This is a genomic window from Modestobacter altitudinis (genome assembly GCF_005930475.1).
Taxonomy (GTDB): domain Bacteria; phylum Actinomycetota; class Actinomycetes; order Mycobacteriales; family Geodermatophilaceae; genus Modestobacter; species Modestobacter altitudinis.
This window is the reverse complement of record NZ_SJEW01000042.1, coordinates 1-26,323: the sequence shown is the minus strand read 5'-3', so window position 1 is coordinate 26,323 and position 26,323 is coordinate 1. Positions and strand designations below refer to the sequence as shown.

The window sequence follows — 26,323 nt, the reverse complement described above, 5'->3', positions numbered from 1 at the left end:
CCCCGGTGGGGTCCGTCGTCAGCTCTCGGCGACCTCGGCGGCCTCCAGCCAGTCCAGCTCGACCTGCTCCTTCTCCGCCTGCACCGCCCGCAGCTGGGCGTCGAGCTCGGCCGCCTTCGCGTAGTCGGCCGCGGCTGCTGCCAGCTTGCCGTGCAGCGCCTTCTCGTCGGCGTCCAGCTTGAGCATCCGGCGCTCCAGCCGGGAGGCGTCCTTGCGGGCCGCGCGCACGTCCGCCGCACTGCGGGCCGGTGACGCGGCCTGACTGCCCGGCGAGGTCACCGCACCCGCGGACGGCAGCGCCGCCTCCCCCGCCGCCCGCCGGGCCAGGTACTCCTCGACCCCGCCGGGCAGCGCGGCGACGGACCCGTCGCCCATCAGCGCGACCACCGAGTCGCAGACCCGGTCGACGAAGTAGCGGTCGTGGCTGACCACCAGCACCGTGCCGGGGAAGCTGTCGAGCAGGTCCTCGAGCGCGGTCAGCGTGTCGATGTCCAGGTCGTTCGTCGGCTCGTCGAGCAGCAGCACGTTCGGCTCGGCCATCAGCAGCCGGAGCAGCTGCAGCCGGCGGCGCTCACCGCCGGAGAGGTCCCCGACCGGAGTCCACTGCCGGTTGGCGGCGAAGCCGAACCGCTCGGCCAGCGTGGACGCCGAGATCTCCTGGTTGCCGATCCTGGCGATCCGGGCGACGTCCTGCACGGCCTCCAGCACCCGGGACCGCGGTGGCAGCTCCGTGACGTGCTGGGACAGGTAGGCCGGCGCGACCGTCTGCCCCACGACGACGTCGCCGGCGTCCGGCTGCACCTCACCGACCAGCAGCCTGAGCAGCGAGGTCTTGCCCGCGCCGTTCACGCCCACGATGCCGATCCGGTCGCCCGGACCGACGTGCCAGGTGAGGTGGTCGAACAGCGTGCGCGCCTCGGCGCCTCGGGGGTCGGCCGGACCGCCCGGGTCGTCGTCGACGTCCCCGCGGCCGCGGACCGTGTACGTCACGTCCTCGACGTCGTAGACGGTCTTGCCCAGCCGCCGGGCGGCGAAGCCGGCCAGTGCCATCGTGTCCCGGGCGGGCGGCTCGTCGGCGATGAGCGCCTGGGCCGCCTCGATGCGGAACTTGGGCTTGCTGGTGCGGGCCGGCGGACCGCGGCGCAGCCACGCCAGCTCCTTGCGGACCAGGTTCAGCCGCCGCTCCTCGGTCACCGACGCGATCCGGGAGCGCTCCGCGCGGGCCAGCGTGTAGGCGGAGTAGCCGCCCTCGTAGGCGTGCACCTGCCCGTCGGCGACCTCCCACGTGGTGGTGGAGACCTCGTCGAGGAACCACCGGTCGTGCGTCACGACCACCAGCCCGCCGGCGCGCGCCTTCACGTACCCGGCGAGCCAGGCGACGCCCTCCACGTCCAGGTGGTTGGTGGGCTCGTCGAGCACCAGCAGGTCCAGCGGCCGGATCAGCTGGGCGGCCAGCGCGACCCGGCGGCGCTCGCCGCCGGACATCGGGGCGACCGGTGAGTCCAGCCCCATCCGGTCCAGCTCCAGACCGGTGAGCACCGAGCGGACGGCGGCGTCACCGGCCCACTCGTGCTCCTCGGCGAACCGGGAGGTGGGCAGCACCACGTCGCGCACCGTCGTCCCGGGCGGGAGCGTGCCGGTCTGGTCCAGGACGCCCATCGCCAGGTCGCCGCGGCGGGTGACCCGGCCGAAGTCGGGCTCCTGGCTCCCGGTCAGCACCCCCAGCAGGGTCGACTTGCCGCCGCCGTTGCGGCCGACGACACCGATCCGCTCGCCGGCGGCGACGCCGAGGGAGACGTCGTCGAGGATGACGGTCGTCCCGTGGGCCTTGTGCACCCGTTCGAGGTTGACCAGGTTCAGCGGTGCGCTCATCGGGGCGGTCCAGCGCTCATCCCGGCCATTCTCCCCCATGCCGCCGAGCGTCCCGGCAGCGCCCCGGGCGCCCCTGCCGTCGCAGCCGACCCAGTCGTCACAGGAGTGGCGGACGGCCGCACTGGCCGAGGAGACCGCCGCCCCGACCTCCAGCACCGACCCCACGACGACGGCGCCGGCGACGACGCCCCCCACGCCCACCACCGTCCTGACGCCTGAGCCGACCGCCACGGCCACGGACGCCCCGGCCACCGCCACCGAGTCCCCCGCGACGAGCGCGCCCACGACGACCGCCCCGGCCGTCCCGGCGGCGCCGACGACCTCGGCGGACGCACAGCCGGCCGTCACGCTGCCCGGCGCCGACTACGGCACCGGCAAGCTCTACCCGGAGCTGCAGGCCCCGCAGGGCTCGGGCATCGACTCCGAGGAGATCGACCCCACCGGCGCCCAGGTGACGCTGACCTACAGCACGCTCAGCGGTGCCCCCTCGACGGCGGAGGCCACCTGCACCTTCGAGGCCTACGGATGCGTCTTCCCGAGCAGCTCGACGATCCCGAAGTCGATCATCAACTCGGACCTGGCCTACATCCCGGCGAACTCGGTCTACACCCTCACCCTCGTCCAGGGGCCCGACTCCGGCCACGTGCTGCTGCTGCCGGGCGCCACCGTGAGCACCCAGGGCCACAGCAGCGTCGGCACCGGCTCGATCGACCCCGTCTTCGGCAGCGAGAACCCGTTCAGCTCGGTGACGGTGCCGCTGGTCGCCCCGCACGGCTACCGGCAGATCGGGATCTCCGGCGGCCCGGCCGGCGAGGAGTTCCGCCTCTGCACCGTCGCCGACTGGAACTGCGTCTACGAGGACGACGGTGACCCCGACGGCGACGTGCTCACCCTGGCGAGCGTGGACGAGGACTCCTTCACCACGGTGACCACCGACGGCTCCGGGAACGCGACCTTCTCCGGCATCTACCAGCCCGGCACCTACACGCTGTTCCGGTCCAGCGCCCCGACCGTCCCGCTGACGCTCGAGGTCGGGATCGCCACCTCCCTGCCGGAGCGCGACACGCCCGTCCGCCTCGCGCTGGGTACGCCGGTCACCACCCCGGCTCCGCCGACCACGAGCGCGCCGGTCACCAACACGCCGGCGGCCGGCACCCCGGCGGCGAAGTCGGTCGCCGTCGCCTCGATCGCTCCCGGCAAGACCCAGACCATCAGCATCGGCGGGTTCCAGCCGAACGAGAGGGTGCACGGCGTGCTGCACTCCACACCGGTCGACCTCGGCACCGTCCAGGCCGACGGCAACGGCGTCGCGACCTTCACCTTCGCCGTCCCCGCGGGCTTCGAGGCCGGCACCCACACGGTCGAGATGACCGGGCTCACCAGCGGCATCACCGCTGAGGCGACCTTCACGGTGACCGCCGCGTCCAGCACCTCCGGCGGCGGCCTGGCCTACACCGGGACCGACGTCCTGCCGCTGCTCGCCGTCGGTGGTGGCCTGCTGGCCGCCGGCGCGGCAGCCGTCACCGTCGCCGCCCGGCGCCGCTCCGCCTGAGCGAGGTCGTCGATGCCCAACGGCCTGGAGTCGCTCTGGTACGCCGTCCACCAGGTCCCCGGTGAGCCGGGGTACGTGACGGTGGGCGTGGCCAGCGCGGAGTTCGCCGACGGGACGGTGGTCGCGCTCCCGCCACCGGTCCGCCGGCCGACCGGCTGGGTCGCGGAGGTCCACCAGGCCGGCCCCGGCCTGGTGCCCTCCCGGGTGCTCCTCGCCGACGAGGCGGTCCCCGGGGCACCGGTGCTCTGGTACGTCGTCCTCCCCGCACCCGGCACGACGTCGGAGGTCGACCTGGTCGCCTTCTCCACGACCGACCGGGCCGAGGGCGACGTGCTGGACCCGGCCGGCTTCCAGGCGCTGGCCATCGACTGGAGCAACCAGGTGGGTGCTCTGCGGTGGGACGCCGCGACCGGCCTGGTCCGCCAGGTCTACGTCGCCCCGGCGTTCCGCCGGCGCGGCGTGGCCACCAAGGTGGGCTGGGCGGTGGCCTGCGTCGCCGCCGGCTGCGGGTGGCCGGAGCTGCGGGCCGACGGCCAGCGGACCGATCTCGGGGAGGCGTGGGTACTCGGCCGCCGGGACGGCTGGCGGACCCACGTCCCCGACCGCACCGGCTGGTCCCCGCCGATGACGCCGCCCGAGGACACCGCCGGCGTCCCCCGGCGGAACCTGGACCCGGATCCGACCTGACCGACCGCCCGACCCCCGCGCCGCCGCCTGGCGGTCCGGGGGTCGTGTCGTCCCGCGGGAGGGTGCCCCCGGCTAAGCGAGCCGGGTCACCTCCACGGTGACCGTCGACCCCTCGCTCCTCGGCCCGGAGAAGATGCCCTTGAGCGGCGGCACGTCGGTGTAGTCCCGGCCGCGGGCCAGCGTCACGTGCCGGGTGCCGATCTCCACCACGTTGGTCGGGTCGTAGCCCGACCAGCCGCCGTCCCACCACTCCACCCAGGCATGGCTCTCCCCCGTCACCGCCTGGCCGATCTGCGCCGAGGGCCTGGGGTGCAGGTAGCCGGAGACGTAGCGCGCGGGCAGCCCGAGGGCGCGCAGCAGGCCGACGGAGACGTGCGAGATGTCCTGGCAGACGCCCTTGCCCGAGGTCCAGGCCTGCATCGCGTTGGTCTTCACGTTGGTCGAGCCGGTCAGGTACGCCATGTGCTCGTGGACGAACCGGCAGACCAGGTGGCCGGCCTCGCGCGGGCCGGCGTCACCGACCACCTCGCGGACCCGGGCCACCACCGGCTCGTCCATCGCGGTCAGCCGGGAGGGACGCAGGAACTCACCGAACCGGTCCAGGACGTCGGGCTCGGCGAGCGCGGCCCAGTCCACCGGGTCGAGCAGCCGCGCTTCGGGCCCGGCCTCGACCACCGACGTCGCCTTCACCACCAGCTCGGTGTGCGGGCCGTGGGTGTCGAACGCGGTGACCGTGGAGCCCCAGTAGTCGCGGTAGGCGTGCACGGTCGCGGCCGGCTCGATCTCCACCCGTGAGCGCAGCGTCGTCTGCCGGCTGCTGTTCTCCGGGGTCATCCGCGCCTCGTTGTAGGAGGAGCGCACCGGGCCGCCGTAGCGGAACTGGGTGCGGTGCACGACCTGCAGGCGCCAGCGGTCGCTGGACACCCGCGGCGGACCGGTCTGCGTCTGGGACTGCCCGGACTGGACCTGGCGCTGGGACTGCACGCCCGTCACCCGACGCTCTCCGGCACCCAGACCTGGGGTGCCTGCTCGGTGAAGAACCGGCTGGTGACCGCCTCGCTGGCCAGCGAGCAGGTGCGCTGCAGCTCGTCGAGGCGGGTGGGCAGCTTGGCCAGGATCTCGTCGGTCTGCATGAACTCCAGCATCGTCCGTGCCCGGCCGACGATCCGGTGCGCCTCGCCGGCGACCCCGACCCGGTGCCCCTCGCGCACGTTGGCCCGTTCGAGCTCGGCCAGGCAGCCCTCGGCCTGCTCCAGCGCGGCGAACACCGAGCGGGGGAACAGTCGGTCCAGCAGCAGGAACTCGGCGGCCCGGCTGGAGTTCACCGCCCCGCGGTAGGTGCGCAGGTAGGGCTCGTAGGCGCCGGTCGAGCGCAGCACCAGCGTCCAGGAGGGCGCGGCGTCCCCAGCCAGCACGCGGGTGGACAGCATCCGGGCGGTCATGTCGACCCGCTCCAGCGAGCGGCCGAGGATGAGGAACAGCCAGCTCTCGTCGCGGCTCATCGTGGCGTCGGCCAGCCCGAACACCATCGCCGAGCGCTCCCGGACGAACCGGAACAGCGAGTGCGGGCCGTACCGGCGGGCCATCGTCCGCTGCTGCGGGAGGGCGTTGTGGGTGACGTTGAGCGACTCCCAGATCTCCGCCGACAGCACCTCGCGGGCACCGCGGGCGTTCTCCCGGGCCGCGGACAGCGCCCCGGTGATCGAGCTGGGGCTGGACCGGTCGAAGGCCAGCGTGGCCAGCACCCGCTCGGTGTCGGCGTCCTCCTCCGCGCAGGGCGCGCCCATCAGCGCCAGCAGGTTCGCGCAGGCCCGCCGCTCGTCGATCCACGGGTCCTCGACCAGCCGCTGGGTGTGCACGTCGAGGATGCGGGCGGTGTCGTCGGCCCGCTCCACGTACCGGCCGATCCAGAACAACGACTCCGCGATCCGGCTCAGCACGACCAACCACCGCCGACCTGCGCATCGCCACCAGCCGCCGGCCCCGTCCGGAGGCTCGGCCCGAGCTTGCGAGGGCTGAGAGGGACGGGGTCCTTCGACTGTTGCTGCTGCTGGGACTGGGCGAGCGCGTTGTCGTTGGGCGGGCCGGGGTCCTGCGCGGGTGGCTCGTCCGGCAGGTCGGCGGTGGTGAACTCGATCAGGGTCACGTCGTGCTCGGGAGCCGGCTCGGCGGCCGGTCGCGGCGGGGTGAGCACCCAGGTGTCCTTGGACCCGCCACCCTGGCTGGAGTTGACCACCAGCTCCCCCTCCGGCAGCGCCACCCGGGTCAGCCCGCCGGGCAGCACCCAGACGTCGTTGCCGTCGTTGACCGCGAACGGCCGCAGGTCGACGTGCCGGGGGGCGATCCGGCCGTTGATCAGCGTCGGGGACGTCGACAACCCGATCGGCGCCTGCGCGATCCAGTCCCGCGGGGAGGCGCGCACCCTGACCGCGAGCTCGGCCAGCGTGCGCTCGTCGGCCCGGGGACCGATGACGATGCCCTTGCCGCCCGAGCCGTCGACCGGCTTGAGCACCAGCTGGTCGAGCGAGGACAGCACCCACTCGACGGTGTCCCGGTCGTCGAGCCGGTGGGTCTCGGCGTTGGCCAGCACCGGCTCCTCGGCCAGGTAGTAGCGGATCAGGTCGGGCACCCAGGTGAAGAGCAGCTTGTCGTCGGCGACCCCGTTGCCCACCGCGTTGGCGATGGTCACCCAGCCGGCGCGGGCGGCGTTGAGCACCCCGGCGCAGCCGATGACCGAGTCGGAGCGGAAGTGCACCGGGTCCAGGAACTCGTCGTCGATCCGGCGGTAGATGACGTCGACCCGCTGCTGGCCGTCCGTCGTCCGCATGCTCACCTGACCGCCGGAGCAGACGAGGTCGCGCCCCTCGACCAGCTCGACGCCCATCTGCCGGGCGAGCAGCGCGTGCTCGAAGTAGGCGGAGTTGTAGACGCCGGGGGTGAGCAGGACGACGGTCGGGTCGCCCACGCCGGTGGGGGCGGAGGCCTTGAGCGCGGCGAGCAGCCTGCTCGGGTAGTCGCTCACCGGCTGCACCCGGTGGTCGCCGAACAGCTCCGGGAGGACCTGGCTCATCGCGGCCCGGTTGGTGATGACGTAGCTGACGCCGGACGGCGAGCGGAGGTTGTCCTCCAGCACCCGGAAGTCACCGGCCTCGTCGCGGACCAGGTCGATCCCGGAGACGTGCACCCGGACGCCGTTGGGCGGCACCAGGCCGTGCGCGGCGCGGTGGAAGTGCGCGCTGGTGGTCACCACGCTGCGCGGGACGACGCGGTCGGTGAACACCTGCCCGGCGCCGTAGACGTCGGCGAGGAACGCCTCGAGGGCGTGCACGCGCTGGGCCACGCCGCGTTCGATGAGCGACCACTCCTCGGGGCCGATCACCCGGGGCACGATGTCCAGCGGGAACGGCTGCTCCTCACCGGCGTGCGCGAAGGTCACCCCCGCGTCGCGGTAGGTCTGCGAGAGGACGTCGGCCCGGGCCGCCAGCTCCTCCCCTGACATCGGCTGCAGCGAGCTGTACAGACCGGTGTACGGCGGGCGGGGCTGGGCGGGGGCCTCGAACATCTCGTCCCACTGCCGCCCGAGGGGGTAGCCGTCGAAGAGGTCCGCCATGGCGACGAACCTAGACAGGACGTGTGTCCCGCGCGTTTCGACGCCTCCGTCAGGCGGTGGCGCGGTGGACCAGGTGGGTGCGGACGACGCGGGACTCGGCCGGCCCACCGACGCCGTCGATCTGCCGGAGCAGCAGCTCGGTGAGCAGCGGGGTCATGTCGGCCAGCGGCTGGGCCACAGTGGTCAGCGGCGGGTCGCAGGTCTCGGCGACGGCGGCGTCGTCGAAGCCGACCACCGCGACGTCCTCGGGCACCCGCCGTCCGGCGGCGCGCAGCGCCCGGAGGGCGCCGACGGCCATCGGGTCCGACGCGACGAACACCGCGTCGAGGTCCGGGACCCGGGTCAGCAGCTCGTCCATCGCCCGCTGCCCACCGGCCTCGGTGAAGTCGCCCTCGGCCATCAGCTCAGGCCGCGGTTCGTGCCCGGCCTCGATGAGCGCGGCGCAGTAGCCGGCGTACCGGTCGACCCCGGCGATCATGTCCAGCGGGCCGGTGACGGTGGCGACCCGGCGGCGGCCGATGCCGAGCAGGTGCTCGGTCGCGGTCACGGCGCCACCGCGGTTGTCGGCGTCGACGTAGGCGACCTCCCGGTCGTCGAACGGCCGGCCGCACAGCACCAGCGGCACCCCGGCCTCGGCGAGGATGTCGGGCAGCGGGTCCTCGCTGTGCACCGACATCAGGATCACGCCGTCTACGTGGCCCTGCCGGGCGTACCGCCCGACCTTCTGCTGCTCGCGCTCGTCCTGGGCGGTGAGCAGCACCAGGTTCAGGTCGGTGTCGGCCAGCGTGGCCGACACCCCGCGCACGATGCTGGCGAAGAAGGGGTCGGAGAAGACCTGGGTGTTGGGCTCGTTGAGCACCAGCGCGATGGTGTCGGTGCGCCGGGTGACGAGGCTGCGGGCCATCCGGTTGGGCACGTAGCGCAGCTCGGCGACGGCGGCCTGCACCGCCTGCCGCGCCTCGGGGCTCACCCGCGGGGAGTCGTTGATGACCCGCGAGACCGTCGCCCGGGAGACGCCGGCGAGCACGGCCACCTCGTCCAGCGTCGGTGACGCCGGCCGTGTGCTCATGTCGGTCATGGCTCTCCTGGGGTTCGGCGGAGGTCTCATGGTGCCCTGTGAGAGCGCTTTCCAACAGTCCCGAGGCGTTACGCAGCTGTTACTTGACAGCTTCCTGTGGTCCACACCACTCTGTGCTGCACGGCCGTGAGAGCGTTCTCACGCCCCCGACGGACGGTGCACAGGAGCACCCGTCCCGGGCCTGACCCAGGAGGTCTGATGTTCCATTCGATGAGGGGCAAGGCGGCGCTCGGCGCGGCCCTGGCCGCCGTCCTGCTGACCGCCGGGTGCGGTGGCTCGGACGACAGCAGCGACGACGCAGCGGCCAGCTACGACCCCGACGCTCCGGTCACCCTGACCGTCGGCACGTTCGGCACCATGGACTTCGACAACGCCGGGCTCTACGACGAGTACATGAAGCTCCACCCCAACGTCACGATCAAGCAGAACAACGTCGCCCAGTCCGCCGCGTACTACAAGTCGCTGCAGACCCGGCTGGCCGCCGGCTCCGGTCTCGACGACATCCAGGGCCTGGAGATCGGCTTCATCGCCGACGTCGTGGCCAACCACTCCGACGCCTTCGTCGACTTCGCGGCCGAGGACGACGCCGCCGAGCTCGAGGCCAACTTCTACGACTGGAAGTGGGGCCAGGCCTCCACCGAGGACGGCAAGGTCGTCGGCCTCGGCACCGACGTCGGCCCGCAGGCCATGTGCTACCGCAAGGACCTCTTCGGGCAGGCCGGTCTCCCGACCGACCGGGCGCAGGTCGGCCAGCTCTGGTCGACCTGGGACCAGTACCTGGACGTCGCCCGCCAGTACCAGGCCTCACCCGCCAAGCCGGCCGGCAGCGCCTTCGTCGACAGCCCGGCGAGCATCTTCTCCTCCTCGGTCTACCAGGGCGAGGAGGCCTACAACGACGAGGACGGCAACCCGATCCCGGCGGAGAGCTCCGGCGTCGAGTCGGCGTGGGGCTACGCCAGCACGGCGGCCGCCGAGGGCCTGACCGCCAACCTCTCCCAGTTCGGTGACGAGTGGAACGCGGCGTTCTCCAACGGCGCCTTCGCCACCATCGCCTGCCCGGCGTGGATGCTCGGCTACATCAACTCCCAGATGGGTGACGCCGGCGCCGGCCTGTGGGACATCGCCCCGCTGCCCGGTGCCAGCGAGTCCTCCAGCAACTGGGGTGGCTCGTGGCTCGGCGTGCCCTCCAGCGGCAAGAACGTCGAGGCCGCCAAGGACCTGGTCGAGTGGCTGACCGCCCCCGAGCAGCAGGTGAAGACCTTCGTCGAGGCGGCGCACTTCCCGTCCAGCCCGCAGGCCGCTGAGGACCCCGCGGTGGTCGACGCCACCAACGCCTACTTCAGCGACGCCCCGACCGGCCAGATCTTCGGGGACGCGGCAGCCAACATCAAGCGGACGCCGATCGGCCCGTACGACACCCAGATCCAGGAGGCGTTCACCACGGCGCTGACGGACATCGCGTCGAACGGCACCGACCCCGACGACGCGTTGCAGGATGCGATCAAGGCCTCGGAGCAGGCCATCGGCGGCTGAGCTCACGCTCGGCACACGTCACCGGACGCGGTGCCCGGGAGCGTCTCCCGCTCCCGGGCACCTGCACCGGTCGCCCGGCCCCGCCCGGCAACCCTGATCCGCAGCCCCGGCCCGCTCCGGCCCCCGGGGACGTCCTCGGTCCGTCCGTCCCGATCACCTCGAGGCCCCGCATGACCATCGCGAGCCAGAGCTCCCGTGAGGCGCAGACCGCCTCGCCCCCGGCCGCCGCGCCGGCCGCCCCCGACCGCACGCCGGCCCGCCGCCGGACCACGCTCACCCGCAACCGGTGGGGCTACGCCTACGTGGCGCCGTTCTTCCTGGTCTTCGGCGCGTTCAGCCTCTACCCGTTCGTCTACACCGCGTGGGTGTCACTGCACCGCACCAGCCTGTCGAACATCGACGGCGGCACCTGGGTCGGGCTGGAGAACTACCGCAACCTGCTCACCAGCGAGTTCTTCTGGAACGCGGCGCGCAACACCCTCACCATCGGGATCCTCGCCACGGTCCCCCAGCTGTGCCTGGCCCTGGGCCTGGCGCACCTGCTGAACTACAAGCTGCGGCACCGCACCTTCTTCCGCACCGTGATGCTGATGCCCTACGCCACCAGCATCGCCGCCGCGACGCTGGTCTTCTCCCAGCTCTTCGGCCGCGACTACGGCCTGATCAACACCGCGCTGGAGGCCGTCGGGCTCAACCGGATCGACTGGGAGGGCGGCACCTGGAGCAGCCAGGTCGCGATCGCGGTGATCGTCACCTGGCGCTGGACCGGTTACAACGCCCTGATCTACCTGGCCGCGATGCAGTCGATCCCCGGAGAGCTCTACGAGGCCGCCGAGATCGACGGCGCCAGCCGGTGGAAGCAGTTCCTCAACGTCACGATCCCGTCGCTGCGCCCGACCATCCTGTTCACCGTCGTCGTCTCGACCATCGGCGCGGTGCAGCTGTTCGGCGAGCCGCTGCTGTTCGCCGGCAACGGCACGACCTCCGGTGGCTCCTCGGGGCAGTACCAGACGCTCGGCCTGCTGATGTACCAGCAGGGCTGGAGCAACTTCCACATCGGGCAGGCAGCCACGACCGCCTGGGCCATGTTCATGATCATCCTGGTGATCGTGGGGTTGAACGCCGTCATCGGCCGCCTCCGCTCCCGGGCCGACCGGTAGGAGACCGGCATGGCCACCATCGCTCTCCCCGGAACCGAGACCACCGCCGTCCAGCCGGTGAGCAAGGGCCCCGACCGCCGCGGCGGCCGGGGCGGCAGGTCCGGCAAGGCCGGACCGGTCACCTACACGCTGCTCACCCTGACGGCGCTGGTGTCCATCTTCCCGCTGTACTGGACCGTCGTCGCGGGCTCGCACACCAACGCTGAGATCGCGGCCACCCCGCCGCCGTTCCTGCCGAACGCGAGCCTGTTCGACAACTTCCGGGCGGCGCTGGACCAGGCGCCGATCGGCAAGGCGATCCTGAACTCGGTCCTGGTCTCCGGCAGCATCACCGTCGGCACCGTGCTGTTCTGCACGCTGGCCGGGTTCGCCTTCGCCAAGCTGCAGTTTCGCGGCAAGGGGCTGCTGCTGTCCCTGGTGATCGGCACGATGATGGTGCCCACCCAGCTGTCGGTGATCCCGCTGTTCATGATGATCGCCGACCTGCAGTGGGTGAACCAGCTGCAGGCGGTCATCCTCCCGACGCTGGTCAGCGCCTTCGGTGTCTTCTTCATGCGCCAGTTCCTGATCTCGGCGCTGCCGAACGAGCTGCTGGAGGCCGGCCGCGTCGACGGCGCGTCGACCTTCCGCATCTTCTGGTCGATCGTCGTCCCGGTCGCCCGGCCGGCGATGGCCGTGCTGGCGATGCTGACGTTCCTCACCGCCTGGAACGAGTTCTTCTGGCCGCTCATCGCGCTGACCAACGCCAACCCGACGGTGCAGGTGGCGCTGGCCGGGCTCGGCTCCGGCTACGTCCCCCAGCGCTCGGTGATCATGGCCGGGACCCTGCTCGGCACGCTGCCCGTCCTCATCGTCTTCACGATCCTGGGCAAGCAGATCGTCGGCGGCATCATGCAGGGCGCGGTGAAGGGATGACCTCCTGCGCAGGCCCGACCTCCCTCCCCTCCCCCGCTACGAGAGGTGCCTGACATGGCCACCGTGACCTTCGACCAGGCCACCCGGATCTACCCCAAGGCCGAGCGGCCGGCGGTCGACGCCCTGGACCTGGAGATCGCCGACGGCGAGTTCCTCGTCCTCGTCGGGCCCTCGGGCTGCGGCAAGTCCACCTCGCTGCGGATGCTCGCCGGGCTCGAGGAGGTGGACGCGGGCTCGGTGCTGATCGGCGACCGCGACGTCACCGACCGCCCGCCCAAGGACCGGGACATCGCCATGGTGTTCCAGAACTACGCGCTCTACCCGCACATGACGGTCGGGGAGAACATGGGCTTCGCGCTGAAGCTGGCCGGGGTGGACAAGGCCGAGCGGGCCCGCCGGGTCGCCGAGGCCGCGAAGATCCTCGACCTGTCGGAGTACCTGGACCGCCGCCCCAAGGCGCTGTCCGGTGGCCAGCGCCAGCGGGTCGCGATGGGCCGGGCGATCGTGCGCTCCCCGCAGGTCTTCCTGATGGACGAGCCGCTGTCCAACCTCGACGCCAAGCTCCGCGTGCAGACCCGCACCCAGATCGCCGCGTTGGTCAAGCGACTGGGCACCACCACCGTGTACGTCACCCACGACCAGGTCGAGGCCATGACGATGGGCGACCGGGTGGCGGTGCTCAAGGACGGCGTGCTGCAGCAGTGCGACACCCCCGGTGAGCTCTACGACCGCCCGGCCAACGTGTTCGTCGCCGGCTTCATCGGCTCCCCGGCGATGAACCTGGTCACCGGCCAGGCCGTCGAGGGCGGGGTCCGGGTCGGCGGTGCGGTGCTGCCGGTGCCGCGCGAGCAGCTCGCCCGCGCCGCGGCCGGCAACGGGCAGGTCACCGTGGGCTTCCGTCCGGAGGCCATGCACCTGGTCGGCCCCGGCCAGGGCCTGCCGGTGCTGGTGAACGTCGTGGAGCAGCTCGGCTCGGACGCCTTCCTGTACACGAAGCTGGCCGACGAGGAGACCGACGACGTCCTGCACCCCTCCGACGTCGTCGTCCGCACCGAGCCCCGCAGCGCCGCCGCAGCCGGGCAGAAGCTCTGGCTCGGCGTCCGCGAGGGCGCACTGCACGTGTTCGACGCCTCGACCCAGCAGCGGGTCGATTGAAGGACCCCCCTGCTCCCCACCGCTCGAAAGCTCGCGGCGGCCCCCCTGCAGGGGGGCCGCCACCACGTGACCCAGACTTCAAGGAGCACCACACAGCCATGACCTCCACCGACGTGCGCCCGGACACCGCCACGGGCCTGTCCTTCCCGCCCGGTTTCACCTTCGGCGCCGCGACCGCCTCCTACCAGATCGAGGGCGCGGTGGACGTCGACGGCCGTGGGCCCTCGATCTGGGACACCTTCAGCCACACCCCGGGCAAGACCCACCTGGGCCACACCGGCGACGTCGCCGTCGAGCACTACACCCGGTACCCGACGGACGTGGCGCTGATGAAGGACCTCGGGCTGGACGCCTACCGGTTCTCCGTCGCCTGGCCGCGGGTGGTCCCGACCGGCGCCGGCGCGGTGGAGCAGCGCGGGCTGGACTTCTACCGCCGGCTGGTCGACGAGCTGCTCGAGGCCGGCATCGCCCCCTGGCTGACGCTCTACCACTGGGACCTGCCGCAGGCGCTGCAGGACCGCGGCGGCTGGGCCGACCGGGACACCGCGCTGCGCTTCGCCGACTACGCCGGGATCGTCTACGACGCCCTGGGCGACCGGGTGCCGCACTGGTCGACCCTGAACGAGCCGATGTGCAGCTCGCTGCTCGGCTACATGGCCGGCCAGCACGCCCCCGGCCACCAGAACGCGGTCGAGGCCTCGCGCGCGGTGCACCACCTGCTGCTCGGGCACGGCCTGGCCACCCAGGTGCTGCGGGACAAGGGCGCGGACCACCTGGGCATCACGCTGAACTTCACGCCGATGTCGCCGGCCACCGACTCCCCCGCCGACGTCGACGCCGCCCGCCGTCTGGACGGGCAGCAGAACCGGATGTTCCTGGTGCCGATCGTCACCGGCGAGTACCCGACCGACGTCGCCGAGGACCTGGCCGCGGCCGGCGCGCCGCTGCCGATCGAGGACGGCGACCTGGCGGTCATCTCCACGCCGCTGGACTGGCTGGGCGTCAACTACTACTTCCGGTCCGTCGTGCAGGCCGTCGCCGAGCCCACCGGCAAGGCCAGCCCGTTCATCGGCGCGGAGCGGGTGCAGGACCTCGAGCCGGAGGGCCCGACCACCACGATGGGCTGGGGCATCAACCCCGAGGGCTTCACCGAGCTGCTCCTCCGGCTGCGCGACCTGGCGCCGGGCCTGCCGCTGTTCATCACCGAGAACGGGTCGGCGTGGCCGGACCAGGTCTCCGCCGACGGGGCGGTCCACGACCCCGAGCGGGTCGACTACCTGCTGCGGCACCTGGCGGCGATGACCGAGGCGATCGACGCCGGGGCCGACGTCCGCGGCTACTTCGCCTGGTCGCTGCTGGACAACTACGAGTGGGCCCGCGGGTACGACCAGCGCTTCGGCATCGTGCACGTGGACTACGAGACCCAGGTGCGCACGCCGAAGGACAGCGCCCACGCCTACGCCGAGGTCCTCCGCCAGCACCGGGACGGCGCGTGACCGGCGCCGACCTGACCGGCCGTCGGGTGCTGCTGACCGGCGCCTCCCGCGGCGTGGGCCGGGCCGTCGCCCGACGGCTGGTCCGGGCCGGCGCGGACGTCATCGGCACCGCCCGGGACGAGCAGCTGCTCGACGAGGTCGCGCGTGCCGCGACCGACGGGCCGGGCTCCTTCGTCCCGGTGGTCGCCGACCTCACGGACCCGGCGGCCCCGGGCCGGCTGGCCGACGTGGTGGACCAGCGGTGGGGAGCCCTCGACGTCCTGGTCAACAACGCCGGGGTGATGCTCGCCCGTGACGAGCGGTTCGAGGACGAGCCGGCCGGCACCCTCGAGGAGACCCTCGCGGTCAACCTCGTCGCCCCGCACCGGCTGGTGCTCGCCCTGCTCCCGGCGCTGCGGGCCGGCAAGGAACCGCAGGTCGTGCACGTCAGCTCCGGCGCGGGCACGGTCGCCGGCATGGCCGAGCCCGGCATCGGCAGCTACCGGGTCAGCAAGTACGCGCTCAACGGGCTCGTGCTGATGCAGGCCGCGCAGCTGCGCGGGCAGGTCGCGGTCAACGCCCTCGACCCCGGCTGGGTGCGCACCGGTCTGGGCGGCGACCAGGCGCCCGGCACCGTGGAGGAGAGCGCCTTCGGCGCGATGGCGCTGCTGGCCGAGCCGACCTCGGTGACCGGCCGGTTCTTCAAGGACGGCGTCGAGATCCCGTTCTGAGCGACCGACCGGTGCTGGACGACGACCGCCGCGAGCAGGTGCTGGCCGCCCTGCTGGTCGGTCAGCGCCACTCCTGGGAACAAGGGGTCACGGCCGCCGTGCTCGAGCAGACGGGCAGGGCGGCCGTGCTCCGTGTGCTGGTGGACGACGCGGTCGCCCGCCAGCTCCCCGACGGCCGGCTCGCCGAGCTCGACCCGGTGTGCGCGGTCAACAGCGCCGCGGTCGGCCTGTTCGTCGACCGGCTCGCCGCCGGGGACCCCGGGCTGGCGGCCGCGGCTGCCCGGCAGCGGGACTGGATGCGCACCGGTGCGCCGCGCGCCGCCGACGGCACCCTGTTCCACCTGCTCGGCAGCCGCGAGGTCTGGGCCGACACCGTCTACATGGTGGTGCCCTACCTGGCCGCGCTCGGGGAGACCGACGCCGCGGTCGCCCAGCTCGACGGGCACCGCGCCCGGCTGCGGGACCCCGGCACCGGGTTGTGGTCGGCCCGCTGGGACGAGGACTCCGGCACGCTCGCCGACGCCCGCGCCTGGGGCACCGGCAACGGCTGGGTGGCCGCCGGGCTGGCCCGGGCGGTGCGGGAGCTGCCCGGCCGGGCGGGGGCGGCGGTCGCCGCGGAGGTCCGGGAGCTGCTGGACGCCTGCCTGCGCCGGCGCCGTCCCGACGGGCTGTTCGGCGACGTGCTCGACGACCCCTCCGGCCCGGCCGACACCAACGTCGCCTCGATGCTGGCCTGGGCCGCGCTGACCGGCGCCACCGAGGGCTGGCTGCCGGCCGGCCACGGCCGGGTCGGCGAGGACCTGCTCGGCTCGGTGGTCGGCCGCCTCGACGCGCTCGGCCGGGTCACCGGGGCCAGCGCGGCACCCCACTTCGACCGGCCCGGCCACTCCCCCGAGGCCCAGGCCTTCCTGCTGCTGGCCGACTCCGCCCACCGGAGCTGGCTGCGCGGACGGCACCGGGGCGCCGCATCGGGCTGATGCGGCGCCCCGGTCGACCAGGCCGTGCGGCGATCAGCCCCTGGGCGCGGCCAGCTGGGCCAACTGCAGGGCCTGCTGCGGGAACCAGGCACCAGCGGCCGGGTCGACGATGCCGCCCCACTCCGGGTCAGTCGCGCTGCCGGCGATCCCGCGGTTGCACTGACCGTCGGACTGGCCCGGCGTCTTGATCCACAGGTAGGCGTCCAGCTGCGGGAAGGCGGCGTCCGGCCGGGCCTGCGGCTGCGGCCCGAGGCCCCGGCCAGGCGGGTTGCACCAGGTCTGCGGGTCCGGGTACGTCACGCCGGCGGCCGGCGCCCAGGGGCCCTGGCCGTTGCGGCTGGTGTCCAGCACGAACCGCGCCGTCGGGGTGGCTCCTGCCGTCGCCAGCTCCTGGGCGTAGCGGCTGTTGATGCCGGCCGTGTTCGCCGTCGGGTCGGGAGCCGTGTCGCTCCAGACCGCCATCGGGTCCAGCGCACCACCGACGAAGCCGTTCGTCGGGCCGCCGCTGTAGTACTGGTCGCCGCAGTCGGTCGGCGTGGTCGTCTCGGCGTCGGGGTGCAGGGCCAGGCACTCGGAGACCCAGGTGCCGTACTGGGAGAGGTTCGCCGTCCACTGGTAGTTGGAGACGTTCAGCGAGAAGCCGGCGAACTCCGAGACGCCGGCTGCGTCCAGTCGTGCGGTGGAGTCCGCGACGCTGTGCCACCCGCTGTGCCCGGAGTCCAGGTAGACCAGCGCCTTCGGGTTCGCCCTCTCGATCGCCTCGCCCGCGTACCGGATCTCCGCGATCCGCTCGGCGTCCGTCGGGTTCTGCGGGTCGCCGGTGTAGGCGACCCCGCAGTCGCTGGGCAGGTTCGACAGGCCGTCGGGCTCGATGATGACGACCACCTGCGTGGTGGCCACCAGGCCCCGGGCGAAGCCGTCCGCCCAGGCCTCGTAGTCCGCCTGGCTGGCAGCGCCACCGGCGGAGTACTGGGCACAGTCGCGGCCCGGGGCGTTGTAGACGACGAGGGTGGGGACCGCCTTGACCGCCTTGGCCTCCAGCACGGTCCGGCGGACCTCCCGCTGCACCTGCTGGGGCGTGCCGTCGGTGAACCAGACCGCCTGCGGCGTGGCCACCTCCCGGGCGATCAGCGCGGCGTCGGCGAACCGGTGCTGCCGGCCGAGGTCGATGACCTGCTGCGCCGCTCCCCGGTCCGGCAGCGGGGTGAAGAACCGGGTGCCCGCGGTGAGCGCCGGCGCGTCGGTGGTGGGGGCCGGTGCGGCGGCTGCCGGGCCGGCCAGCGCGAGTGGGCCGAGCGCGAGGGCCGCGGTGGCGGCGACCAGGGCCGCACGCCCGCGGCGGGTTGTCGAGGTCATCGTCGTCCTGTCGTCGATGGTGCCCACGGCCGCGATGCCGCAGGGCGCCCTCGCAGTCGCGCACGGCGTCGGAACGACTGCACACAGTGAGTGAGAGCGTTTACACACCATGCACGCTCCCGTGGCACATGACAAGAAGTCGTTCCGGAACACCGGCGCGTCGCCGGAAGCCGCGACGCGGGTGCGCGGGGAGGTCCGCGGTCACGGCCGGCACGGGCAGGATCGGGGCATGAGCAACCTCGAGCCGCGTCCCGGCGCGCGCGAGCTGGGCGGCCTGGCCGCGACGTCGGCACGGCCGGCGCTGGACCTGCTCCCGGGCAAGGAGGTGCTGCTCGGCGAGGGCACCCAGGTGCGCCGGCTGCTGCCCACGCTGGGCCGGCGGCTGGTGGGCGCCTGGGCGTTCGTCGACCACTACGGCCCCGACGACGTCTGGATCTCGGCGGGCATGCAGGTGCTGCCGCACCCGCACACCGGGCTGCAGACGGTCTCCTGGCTGCTGGAGGGGGAGGTGCACCACCGCGACTCGCTGGGCAGCGACGTCGTCATCCGGCCGCGGGAGCTCGCGCTGATGACCGCCGGCCACGCGATCGCGCACGCCGAGCAGTCCCCCGCCGAACACCCGCGGCTGCTGCACGGCGCCCAGCTGTGGGTGGCGCTGCCCGACGGCGTCCGGGACACCACCCCGGCGTTCGAGCACCACACCGAGCTGCCGGGGTTCGCCTCCGACGGGGTGCGGGCGACCGTGCTGATGGGGTCGATCGGGGGCGCTGCCTCCCCGGGGACCGCACACACCCCGCTGGTCGGCGTCGACCTCGCGCTGACCGCGGGCGCCGACGTCGAACTGCCGCTGGAGCCGGACTTCGAGCACGCCGTCCTGGTGGCATCAGGGGCGGCCGACGTCGAGGGCGTGCCGCTGACCCCGGGCGCGATGCTCTACCTCGGCACCGGACGGCGCACGGTGCGGGTGCGCACCGAGGCGCCGGCGCAGCTGCTGCTGCTGGGCGGCGAGCCGTTCGAGGAGCGGATCGTCATGTGGTGGAACTTCGTCGGTCGGTCCGGCGAGGAGATCGCCGAGTACGCCGACGCCTGGGCTGCCGGCGACCGGTTCGACGACGTCCCCGGCTTCGACGGCTACCGGCTGCCGGCCCCCGCCCTGCCGCCACTCCCCTTGAAGGCCCGCGGACGGGAGCGCTGACACCCACTCCCGGCGACGGGGGTGGGGACGACGTCGTGGCCGAGGGCCTTGACGCCGCACTTGTCTATTGCAAGTGTGAGGTGGTCCACAGAGCGAGCCCGCCAGAGGGAGACCCACGATGACCGCGATGTTCGTCAACCTGCCGGTGACCGACCTGGAGCGCGCGAAGGCGTTCTACACGGCGCTCGGTTTCACCATCAACCCACAGTTCACCGACCACAACGCCGCCTGCGTCGTCGTCGAGGACGGTCACAGCTACTTCATGATCCTGGTGCGGGAGTTCTTCCAGACCTTCACCGACCTGCCGATCGGCGACCCGGCGGTGAGCCCGTCGGTGTCGACCGCGATCTTCCTCGACAGCCGGGAGGAGGTCGACGCGACCGTCGCCCACGGCCTCGCCGCGGGCGGCACGGAGGCGCGCCCCGCCTCGGACTACGGCTTCATGTACCAGCGCCAGGTCACCGACCCCGACGGCAACGTCCTCGAGTTCGGCTGGATGGACCCGGTCGCCGCAGAGAAGGGTCCCGAGGCCGTCACGCAGCAGCAGGCCTGAGGTCGGTGGCCGCACGCGAGTACGGGCAGTACGACGGCGTCACGCGGGGCCTGGAGCTCGTGGGCGAGCGCTGGGCCCTGCTGATCGTCCGCGACCTGCTCGTCGGGCCGCGCCGCTACGGAGAGCTCGCCGCGGGTCTCCCCCGCATCCCGAGCAACATCCTGGCGGCGCGGCTCAAGGAACTGCAGGAGGCCGGCGTCCTCCGGCGGGCGCCGCGCTCCCGGGTCGTCGTCTACGAGCTCACGCCCTACGGCCGCGAGCTCGAGCCGGTCGTGCTCGCGCTCGGCGCGTGGGGGTTCAAGGCGATGGGCGATCCGCGGGAGGAGCAGGTCCTGACCCCCGACTCGATGACCATCTCGCTGCGCACCGCCTTCCGGCCGGAGGTGGCCGCCGACCTGCCCGCGACCGCCTACGCAGCACAGATCGGTCCCGCCGAGCTGCTCATCCGGGTGGCGGGCCCCACCCTGGACGTGACCCGCGGGGACGGGCCGGCCGACCTCGCCTTCGCCGCGGGTCCGGGCATCCACCGGGTCATCTCCGGCGAGCTCGCCCCGGCTCGCGCGATCGCGACCGGCGTGGTCGAGGTGCTGCGCGGACGCGGTGTCCTCCTGGACCGCTTCGCGAGCACCTTCCACCTGGCCGCCTGACATCGGGCCCAGGCGCCCGGTGCGGGCCGCTGTCAGTCGGTGGTGCGGAGGGCGTTCCACTCGGTGCGGCGGCGGGCCTGCTCGTCGGGGTCGGGCACCGGCAGGGAGGCGAGCAGCCGCTGGGTGTACGGGTGCTCCGGCGCACCGAGCACCTCGGCACCCGTGCCCTCTTCGACCAGCTCGCCCCGGTAGAGGACGGCGATCTTGTCGGCCAGCAGGTCGACGACGGCCAGGTCGTGGCTGATGAACAACGCCGCGAAGCCCAGCTCCTTCTGCAGCTCGTCGAACAGCTCCAGCACCCGGGCCTGCACCGAGACGTCGAGGGCGGAGGTGGGCTCGTCGGCGATGAGCAGCTCCGGCTGCAACGCGAGCCCGCGGGCCAGGCTGGCGCGCTGGCGCTGCCCGCCGGAGAGCTCGTGCGGGTAGCGGTCACCGAAGTGTCGGGGCAGCTGGACCGCCTCGAGCAGCTCGTCGACCCGCGCGCGGGCGGCGCGCGGGTCCTTGGCCCGCTTGTGCACCACGAGCGGCTCGGCGACGGCGTCGGCGATGGTGAGCAGCGGGTTGAAGCTGGACGCCGGGTCCTGGAAGACGAACCCGATCCGCTCGCGCACCGGCCGGAACGCGCGCTCCTTGAACCCGTTCATCTCGGTGCCGAGCACCTGCAGCGACCCGCCGGAGACCTTGGTCAGCCCGGCGATGGCCCGGCCGATCGTCGACTTGCCGGAGCCGCTCTCGCCGACCAGGCCGAGCACCTCGCCCGGCCGGATCGAGAAGCTGACGCCGTCCACCGCGGTGAAGTCCGGCTTGCGCAGCCGCCCGGGGTAGACGATCCGCAGGTCGCGGGCCTCGACGACCGGAGCCGCCTCTGCCCAGCCCGGCGTGCGCCGCGCCGCCCGCTCCCGGGTGTGCTCGACACCCTGCCCCAGTCGCGGCACGGCCGCCAGCAGCTGCTGGGTGTAGGGGTCCTGCGGGGCGCTGAACAGCGTCCGGACGTCGGCCTGCTCGACGATCTCGCCCTGGTACATGACCGCGACCCGGTCGGCGAGGTCGGCCACCACGCCCATGTTGTGCGTGATCAGCACGATCGCGGCGCCGAAGTCGTCCCGGCAGCGGCGCAGCAGCTCGAGGATCTCGGCCTGCACCGTGACGTCGAGCGCCGTCGTCGGCTCGTCGGCGATGATCACGCCGGGGTCGAGCACGAGCGCCTGGGCGATGACGATGCGCTGCTTCTGCCCGCCGGAGAACTGGTGCGGGTAGTGGTCGATGCGCTCCTCGGGGTCGGGGATGCCGACCCGGCGCAGCACGTCGACCGCCTTGGCCCGCGCCTCCTTGCGGCTGAGCTTCCCGTGCGCGCGCAGCCCCTCGATGATCTGCCAGCCCACCGGGTACACCGGGTTGAGCGAGGTCGAGGGCTCCTGGAACACCATCGCGGCGTCCTCACCGCGCACCTCGCGCAGCGCCGAGCCGCGCAGCGGGACGACGTCCTGCGAGTCGCGGCCGTCCTTGCTGGTCAGCACCACGGCGCCGCGCACCCGAGCGGTCTCCGGCAGCAGCCCGAGGATGCTGCGCGCGGTCACGGTCTTGCCGCTGCCGCTCTCCCCGACGATGGCCAGCACCTCACCGGCCTGCACCTGCAGGCTGACCCCGGAGACGGCGTCGACCGTGCCGGCGTCGGTGGCGAAGGAGATCTGCAGGTCGCTGATGTCGACGACGGTGCTCACGCGACGTACCCCGCACTGTTGACCACGGCGCCACCCGGTTCCACGGTGCCGGCCGGCGGCGGCCCGTCCGCCGCCCGGCGGCTGCGCAGCCGCGGGTCGGCCAGGTCGTTGAGGCTCTCGCCGACCAGGGTCAGGCCCAGCACGGTCAGCACGATCGCGACTCCCGGGGGGATGGACGTCCACCAGATGCCGCTGGAGACGTCGGCGAGGGACTGCTTGAGGTCGAAGCCCCACTCGGCCGCCGCCGTCGGCTGGATCCCGAAGCCGAGGAAGCCCAGGCCGGCGAGGGTGAGGATCGCCTCGGAGGCGTTGAGGGTGAGGATCAGCGGCAGCGTGCGGGTGGCGTTGCGCAGCACGTGCCGGACCATGATCCGCCAGTTGCTGGCGCCGATCACCCGGGCCGACTCGACGAACGCCTCGGACTTGATCCGCACCGTCTCGGCCCGGACCACCCGGAAGTACTGCGGGATGAAGACGACCGTGATCGAGATCGCGGCCGCCATCACGCCGCCGATCAGGCTGGACTGCCCGCCGCTGATGACGATCGCCACGATGATGGCCAGCAGCAGCGAGGGGAAGGCGTACACCGCATCGCAGACCACGACCAGGACCCGGTCCAGCCATCCGCCGAAGTAGCCCGACACCAGGCCGAGCAGCACGCCGGCGACGATGGACAGCAGGACGGCGATGACGATGACGGCCAGCGCGGTCCGGGTGCCCCAGATGACCCGGGACAGCACGTCGTAGCCGCCGACCGTCGTCCCGAGCAGGTGGTTGCCCGAGGGGTGCGCCTGGGCGCCGAACGGGCCGGCGGCGTCGCGGAGCTGGTCGTACTCGTAGGGCGCGAGCAGCGGCGCGAACACGGCGGTGAGCACGAAGACGCCGGTCAGCACCAGCCCGGCCAGGAGCATGCCGCGCTGCAGGCCGACGCTCTGCCGGACCTGCTTGACGATCGGCAGCCGACGCCAGGTCTTCCGGGTCGGGGTCGCCACGGTGGTCGCGGTGGCCATCTCAGTACCTCACCCGGGGGTCGATGAGCGCGGCGATGACGTCGACGATGAAGTTCGTGACGGCGACGATGACCGCGAGGACGGCGACGATGCCCTGCACCGCGACGAAGTCGCGCGCGGTCAGGTACTGGGCCAGCTGGAAGCCCAGGCCCTTCCACTCGAACGTGGTCTCGGTGAGCACCGCACCACCGAGCAGGACGGCGATCTGCAGGCCGATGACGGTGATGATCGGGATGAGCGCCGGTCGGTAGGCGTGCTTGCGCAGCAGCCGGGACTCCGGGACCCCGCGGGAGCGGGCCGCCTCGACGTAGCCCGAGCCCAGCGTGCCGATGACGTTGGTGCGGACCAGCCGCAGGAAGATGCCGGCGGTGAGCAGGCCGAGCGCGACCGCGGGCAGGACGGCGTGCTGCAGCACGTCCTTGACGATCTCGCCGTCCCCGGTCTGGATCGCGTCGACCAGGTAGATGTTCGTCGGGTGGTCGAGGGTCTGCAGCTGGATCTCCGCACCGGTCGACGCCCGGCCGGCGACGGGCAGCCAGTCCAGCCACACCGAGAAGACCAGCTTGAGCACCAGGCCGGCGAAGAACACCGGGGTGGCGTAGCAGAGGATCGCGAAGACCCGCAGGAGGGCGTCGGGGTACCGGTCGCGGAAGTAGGCGGCCAGCATGCCCAGCGGGATGCCGACGATGAACGCCACGATCAACGCGTAGACGGCGAGCTCGAGGGTCGCGGCGCCGAAGGTCCGCAGCACCTCGGTGACCGGCCGGCGGTCGCTCAGCGTCGTCCCGAAGTCGCCGTGCAGGATGTCGCCCAGGTAGGAGAGGTACTGGCTGATCAACGGTCGGTCGTAACCGGCCTCGTGGATGCGCTCGGCGAGCTGGTCGGCCGGCAGCCGGCCGCCCAGGGCCGCGGTGATCGGGTCGCCGGTGGCCCGCATCAGGAAGAACACGGTCGTCACCAGGACGAAGATCGTGGGGAAGATCAGCAGGAAGCGGATGAGCAGGTAGCTGCCGAAGCCTCCCCCGCCGCGCTTGCGCTCCGCCGGGGCGTCGCCCGTGGGGTCGGTGGAGCCGGCGGTCAGCTCCGTCGTGGTCGTGGTCATCGCTCCCAGTCCATCAGTACGGCTCCCCGGCCGGTGCGGCAGGGCCGGACGTGCGGAGCCCCGGGCGACCCGCGTCGTGCGGGTCACCCGGGGCCACGTGCAGTGTCGATCCGTCCAGGTGCGGCTGATCAGCCCTTGGACAGGACGCCGTACCGGAACTTGAAGGACGCATCGAGCGTGTCCTCCGTGCCGCTGACGTCCTTGCCGACGACAGCGACCTGGGAGCCCTGCAGGTAGGGGACGGTGGCCAGGTCCTTGGCCTCCTCCGTCTGAACCTGCTCGATGAGCTGCTGACGGGCGGCCGGGTCGGTGGTCGTCACCTCCTGCTGGATGAGGGCGTTCACCGCGTCGTTCCTGTAGTGGTTCTGCAGGAACGCGGTGCTCTCCGGCGTGTTCAGGAAGAACGGCGTCAGGTAGTTGTCGGCGTCGGAGAAGTCCGGGAACCAGCCGAGCTGGTAGGCCGGGTAGACGTCGGCGACGCGGTCCTTGGAGTACTGCACCCACTCGGTGGTCTGCAGGTTCACCGTGAACAGGCCGCTGGACTCCAGCTGGTCCTTGATCAGCGCGTACTCGTCACCCGAGGACGGGCCGTAGTGGTCGCTCGAGTACTGCAGGCTGAGCTCGATCGGCGTGGTCACGCCGGCCGCGGCCAGCCGCTGCTTGGCCTTGTCCACGTCCGGGCCACCGCTGCCGTCGCCGTAGGCGTCCTTCAGCGGGGTGATGGCGCCGGTCAGGCCCTCGGGGACGAAGGAGTACAGCGGGGTGTAGGTGCCCTTGTAGACCTGGTCGGCGATCTCCTGCCGGTCGATCAGGTCGGCGACGGCCTGGCGCACGGCCAGCGCCTTGGCCGGGTCGGCCTCGGGCGTGGTGGCGCCGAAGGGCTGGGTGTTGAAGTTGAACGTGATGTAGCGGATCTCCCCGCCGGGGCCGTCGATGACCTGCACGTTGTCGTTGCCGCGCAGGTCGTCGATGTCGGTGGCCGAGAGGCTGCGGAAGGCGACGTCGATGTTGCCCTCCTGGATGTCCAGCTTCAGGTTCGAGGCGTCGGCGTAGTACTTGACGTTGACCTGGTCGGTCTTCGGCGCGCCGAGGGCACCCTGGTAGTCCGGGTTCGCCTCGTAGGAGATCAGGTTGTTCTGGTCGTAGTTGGTGATCGTGTACGGGCCGGCGAACGCCTCACCTGCGACGATGTCGGCGTCCGGGGTGAGCGCGTCGGCCGACAGCACCTCCTCGTCGACGATCGGGCCCACGTTGGTGGACAGGATCTGCGCGAACGTCTGGTCGTTGCCCACCTTGAGGTGGAACACGACCGTGGTGTCGTCGGGGGCGTCGACGCTGGCGAGGTTGGCCAGCAGCGAGGCCGGCCCGTTCTCGTCGTTGATCTTCAGGATCCGGTCGAAGCTGAACTTGACGTCCGAGGAGGTCAGCTCGTGGCCGTTGACGAAGGTCAGACCCGGCTTGAGCGTCACCGTGAAGTCGGTCGGCGAGGTGAAGTCGGCGGACTCGGCGATGTCCGGCTGGACGTCGGGGTTGCCCGGCGTGGTGTTCATCAGGAACGGGTAGACCTGGTTCATCACGGCGAACGAGCCGTTGTCGTAGGCGCCTGCGGGGTCGATCGTGGTGATCTTGTCGCTGGTGCCGATCGTCAGGCTGGCGCCACCGCCGGACGAGCCGCCGCCGTCGCCGTCGTCGCTGCCGCCGCCGCACGCGGCCAGCACGAGCGCTGCCGCAGTGATGCCTGCTGTCGCGACCAGCGTGCGCCGGCCGTTCCTGGACACGGAGTTCATCCGCTACCTCGATCTCGTGGGAGGCGGCCTGCGGGCGCACAGAGGCGCAGCACCGCAGCCGCCTGTGGCCATCGGAAGTCCATGACTAACACACCGGTCCCACGGTGTGAGAAGCGCGGATGAGGCTGTGATCGTGTTGTGACCACGGCCGGACGCCGGTGTGACCTGGGCCGCTCAGAAGCTGCCGCTGCCCCCGAAGTCGCCGCC

Annotated in this window: 22 protein-coding genes; 12 read left to right on the top strand and 10 right to left on the bottom strand. The window is 72.7% G+C overall.

Annotated features, from left to right (window positions below; translation table 11 throughout):
* Window positions 1-18 precede the first annotated feature (18 nt).
* Entirely contained in the window at window positions 19-1,872 is a 1,854-nt protein-coding gene (locus FHL79_RS15675) for an ABC-F family ATP-binding cassette domain-containing protein (protein WP_138759522.1), read from the bottom strand.
* 37 nt (window positions 1,873-1,909) lie between these two features.
* Between FHL79_RS15675 and FHL79_RS15670 the strand changes: the two genes are divergently transcribed.
* Complete coding sequence (locus tag FHL79_RS15670; RefSeq protein WP_138759521.1) at window positions 1,910-3,424, top strand: hypothetical protein; 1,515 nt, start codon at window positions 1,910-1,912, stop codon at window positions 3,422-3,424.
* 12 nt (window positions 3,425-3,436) lie between these two features.
* A complete protein-coding gene (locus tag FHL79_RS15665) occupies window positions 3,437-4,111 on the top strand; it encodes a hypothetical protein (protein WP_138759520.1) in 675 nt (224 codons plus the stop codon).
* Window positions 4,112-4,183: 72 nt separating this feature from the next.
* Here FHL79_RS15665 and FHL79_RS15660 read toward each other — a convergent pair whose 3' ends face one another.
* Genes FHL79_RS15660 through FHL79_RS15645 form a run of 4 tightly spaced genes read right to left on the bottom strand, consistent with a single transcriptional unit; the run spans window position 4,184 to window position 8,790 of the window.
* Window positions 4,184-5,095, bottom strand: a complete 912-nt coding sequence (locus FHL79_RS15660) for a transglutaminase family protein (protein WP_246080848.1) — start codon at window positions 5,093-5,095, stop codon at window positions 4,184-4,186.
* A gap of 5 nt (window positions 5,096-5,100) precedes the next feature.
* The gene (locus tag FHL79_RS15655) at window positions 5,101-6,051 is read right to left on the bottom strand and encodes an alpha-E domain-containing protein (RefSeq protein ID WP_138759518.1); all 951 of its coding nucleotides are present in this window, start codon (window positions 6,049-6,051) and stop codon (window positions 5,101-5,103) included.
* Window positions 6,045-7,721: a circularly permuted type 2 ATP-grasp protein gene (locus tag FHL79_RS15650; RefSeq protein ID WP_138759517.1), complete on the bottom strand. Its 1,677-nt coding sequence runs from the start codon at window positions 7,719-7,721 to the stop codon at window positions 6,045-6,047. The genes FHL79_RS15655 and FHL79_RS15650 overlap by 7 nt, the downstream gene beginning before the upstream one ends.
* A 49-nt stretch (window positions 7,722-7,770) precedes the next feature.
* Complete coding sequence (locus tag FHL79_RS15645) at window positions 7,771-8,790, bottom strand: LacI family DNA-binding transcriptional regulator (protein ID WP_246080846.1); 1,020 nt, start codon at window positions 8,788-8,790, stop codon at window positions 7,771-7,773.
* Between the two features lie 207 nt (window positions 8,791-8,997).
* On the opposite strand from FHL79_RS15645, the gene FHL79_RS15640 reads away from it, so the two are divergent.
* From FHL79_RS15640 to FHL79_RS15610, 7 genes are all read left to right on the top strand, one after another.
* Entirely contained in the window at window positions 8,998-10,332 is a 1,335-nt protein-coding gene (locus FHL79_RS15640; RefSeq protein WP_138759515.1) for an extracellular solute-binding protein, read from the top strand.
* Between the two features lie 170 nt (window positions 10,333-10,502).
* Window positions 10,503-11,492, top strand: coding sequence for a carbohydrate ABC transporter permease (locus tag FHL79_RS15635; protein ID WP_138759514.1), 990 nt, complete (start codon window positions 10,503-10,505; stop codon window positions 11,490-11,492).
* A gap of 9 nt (window positions 11,493-11,501) precedes the next feature.
* The gene (locus tag FHL79_RS15630) at window positions 11,502-12,407 is read left to right on the top strand and encodes a carbohydrate ABC transporter permease (protein WP_138759513.1); all 906 of its coding nucleotides are present in this window, start codon (window positions 11,502-11,504) and stop codon (window positions 12,405-12,407) included.
* A gap of 54 nt (window positions 12,408-12,461) precedes the next feature.
* A complete protein-coding gene (locus tag FHL79_RS15625; RefSeq protein WP_138759512.1) occupies window positions 12,462-13,562 on the top strand; it encodes an ABC transporter ATP-binding protein in 1,101 nt (366 codons plus the stop codon).
* A 98-nt stretch (window positions 13,563-13,660) separates the two neighbouring features.
* A complete protein-coding gene (locus FHL79_RS15620; RefSeq protein ID WP_138759511.1) occupies window positions 13,661-15,058 on the top strand; it encodes a GH1 family beta-glucosidase in 1,398 nt (465 codons plus the stop codon).
* The gene (locus FHL79_RS15615; protein WP_171058182.1) at window positions 15,055-15,768 is read left to right on the top strand and encodes an SDR family NAD(P)-dependent oxidoreductase; all 714 of its coding nucleotides are present in this window, start codon (window positions 15,055-15,057) and stop codon (window positions 15,766-15,768) included. The genes FHL79_RS15620 and FHL79_RS15615 overlap by 4 nt, the downstream gene beginning before the upstream one ends.
* Window positions 15,769-15,779: 11 nt before the next feature.
* Window positions 15,780-16,745 carry a glycoside hydrolase family 88 protein gene (locus FHL79_RS15610; protein WP_138759509.1) on the top strand — a complete coding sequence of 322 codons (966 nt, stop codon included), beginning with the start codon at window positions 15,780-15,782 and terminating at the stop codon, window positions 16,743-16,745.
* 33 nt (window positions 16,746-16,778) lie between these two features.
* Here FHL79_RS15610 and FHL79_RS15605 read toward each other — a convergent pair whose 3' ends face one another.
* Window positions 16,779-18,101, bottom strand: coding sequence for a glycoside hydrolase family 6 protein (locus FHL79_RS15605; RefSeq protein WP_138759508.1), 1,323 nt, complete (start codon window positions 18,099-18,101; stop codon window positions 16,779-16,781).
* A gap of 229 nt (window positions 18,102-18,330) precedes the next feature.
* On the opposite strand from FHL79_RS15605, the gene FHL79_RS15600 reads away from it, so the two are divergent.
* From FHL79_RS15600 to FHL79_RS15590, 3 genes are all read left to right on the top strand, one after another.
* A complete protein-coding gene (locus FHL79_RS15600; RefSeq protein WP_138759507.1) occupies window positions 18,331-19,296 on the top strand; it encodes a pirin family protein in 966 nt (321 codons plus the stop codon).
* 118 nt (window positions 19,297-19,414) lie between these two features.
* On the top strand, window positions 19,415-19,849 hold the full coding sequence (locus FHL79_RS15595; RefSeq protein WP_138759506.1) for a VOC family protein: 435 nt from the start codon (window positions 19,415-19,417) through the stop codon (window positions 19,847-19,849).
* 5 nt (window positions 19,850-19,854) lie between these two features.
* Window positions 19,855-20,496: a winged helix-turn-helix transcriptional regulator gene (locus FHL79_RS15590; RefSeq protein ID WP_138759505.1), complete on the top strand. Its 642-nt coding sequence runs from the start codon at window positions 19,855-19,857 to the stop codon at window positions 20,494-20,496.
* A gap of 32 nt (window positions 20,497-20,528) precedes the next feature.
* Here the strand turns inward: FHL79_RS15590 and FHL79_RS15585 are convergent, their stop codons facing one another.
* From FHL79_RS15585 to FHL79_RS15570, 4 genes are all read right to left on the bottom strand, one after another.
* A complete protein-coding gene (locus FHL79_RS15585; RefSeq protein WP_138759504.1) occupies window positions 20,529-22,217 on the bottom strand; it encodes an ABC transporter ATP-binding protein in 1,689 nt (562 codons plus the stop codon).
* On the bottom strand, window positions 22,214-23,227 hold the full coding sequence (locus tag FHL79_RS15580; RefSeq protein ID WP_138759503.1) for an ABC transporter permease: 1,014 nt from the start codon (window positions 23,225-23,227) through the stop codon (window positions 22,214-22,216). Before FHL79_RS15580 ends, FHL79_RS15585 begins: the two co-directional genes overlap by 4 nt.
* A 1-nt stretch (window position 23,228) precedes the next feature.
* Window positions 23,229-24,329 (bottom strand): ABC transporter permease, encoded by a 1,101-nt coding sequence (locus tag FHL79_RS15575; protein ID WP_138759502.1) that lies wholly within the window; start codon window positions 24,327-24,329, stop codon window positions 23,229-23,231.
* 128 nt (window positions 24,330-24,457) lie between these two features.
* Complete coding sequence (locus FHL79_RS15570; protein ID WP_138759501.1) at window positions 24,458-26,116, bottom strand: ABC transporter substrate-binding protein; 1,659 nt, start codon at window positions 26,114-26,116, stop codon at window positions 24,458-24,460.
* Window positions 26,117-26,323 lie beyond the last annotated feature (207 nt).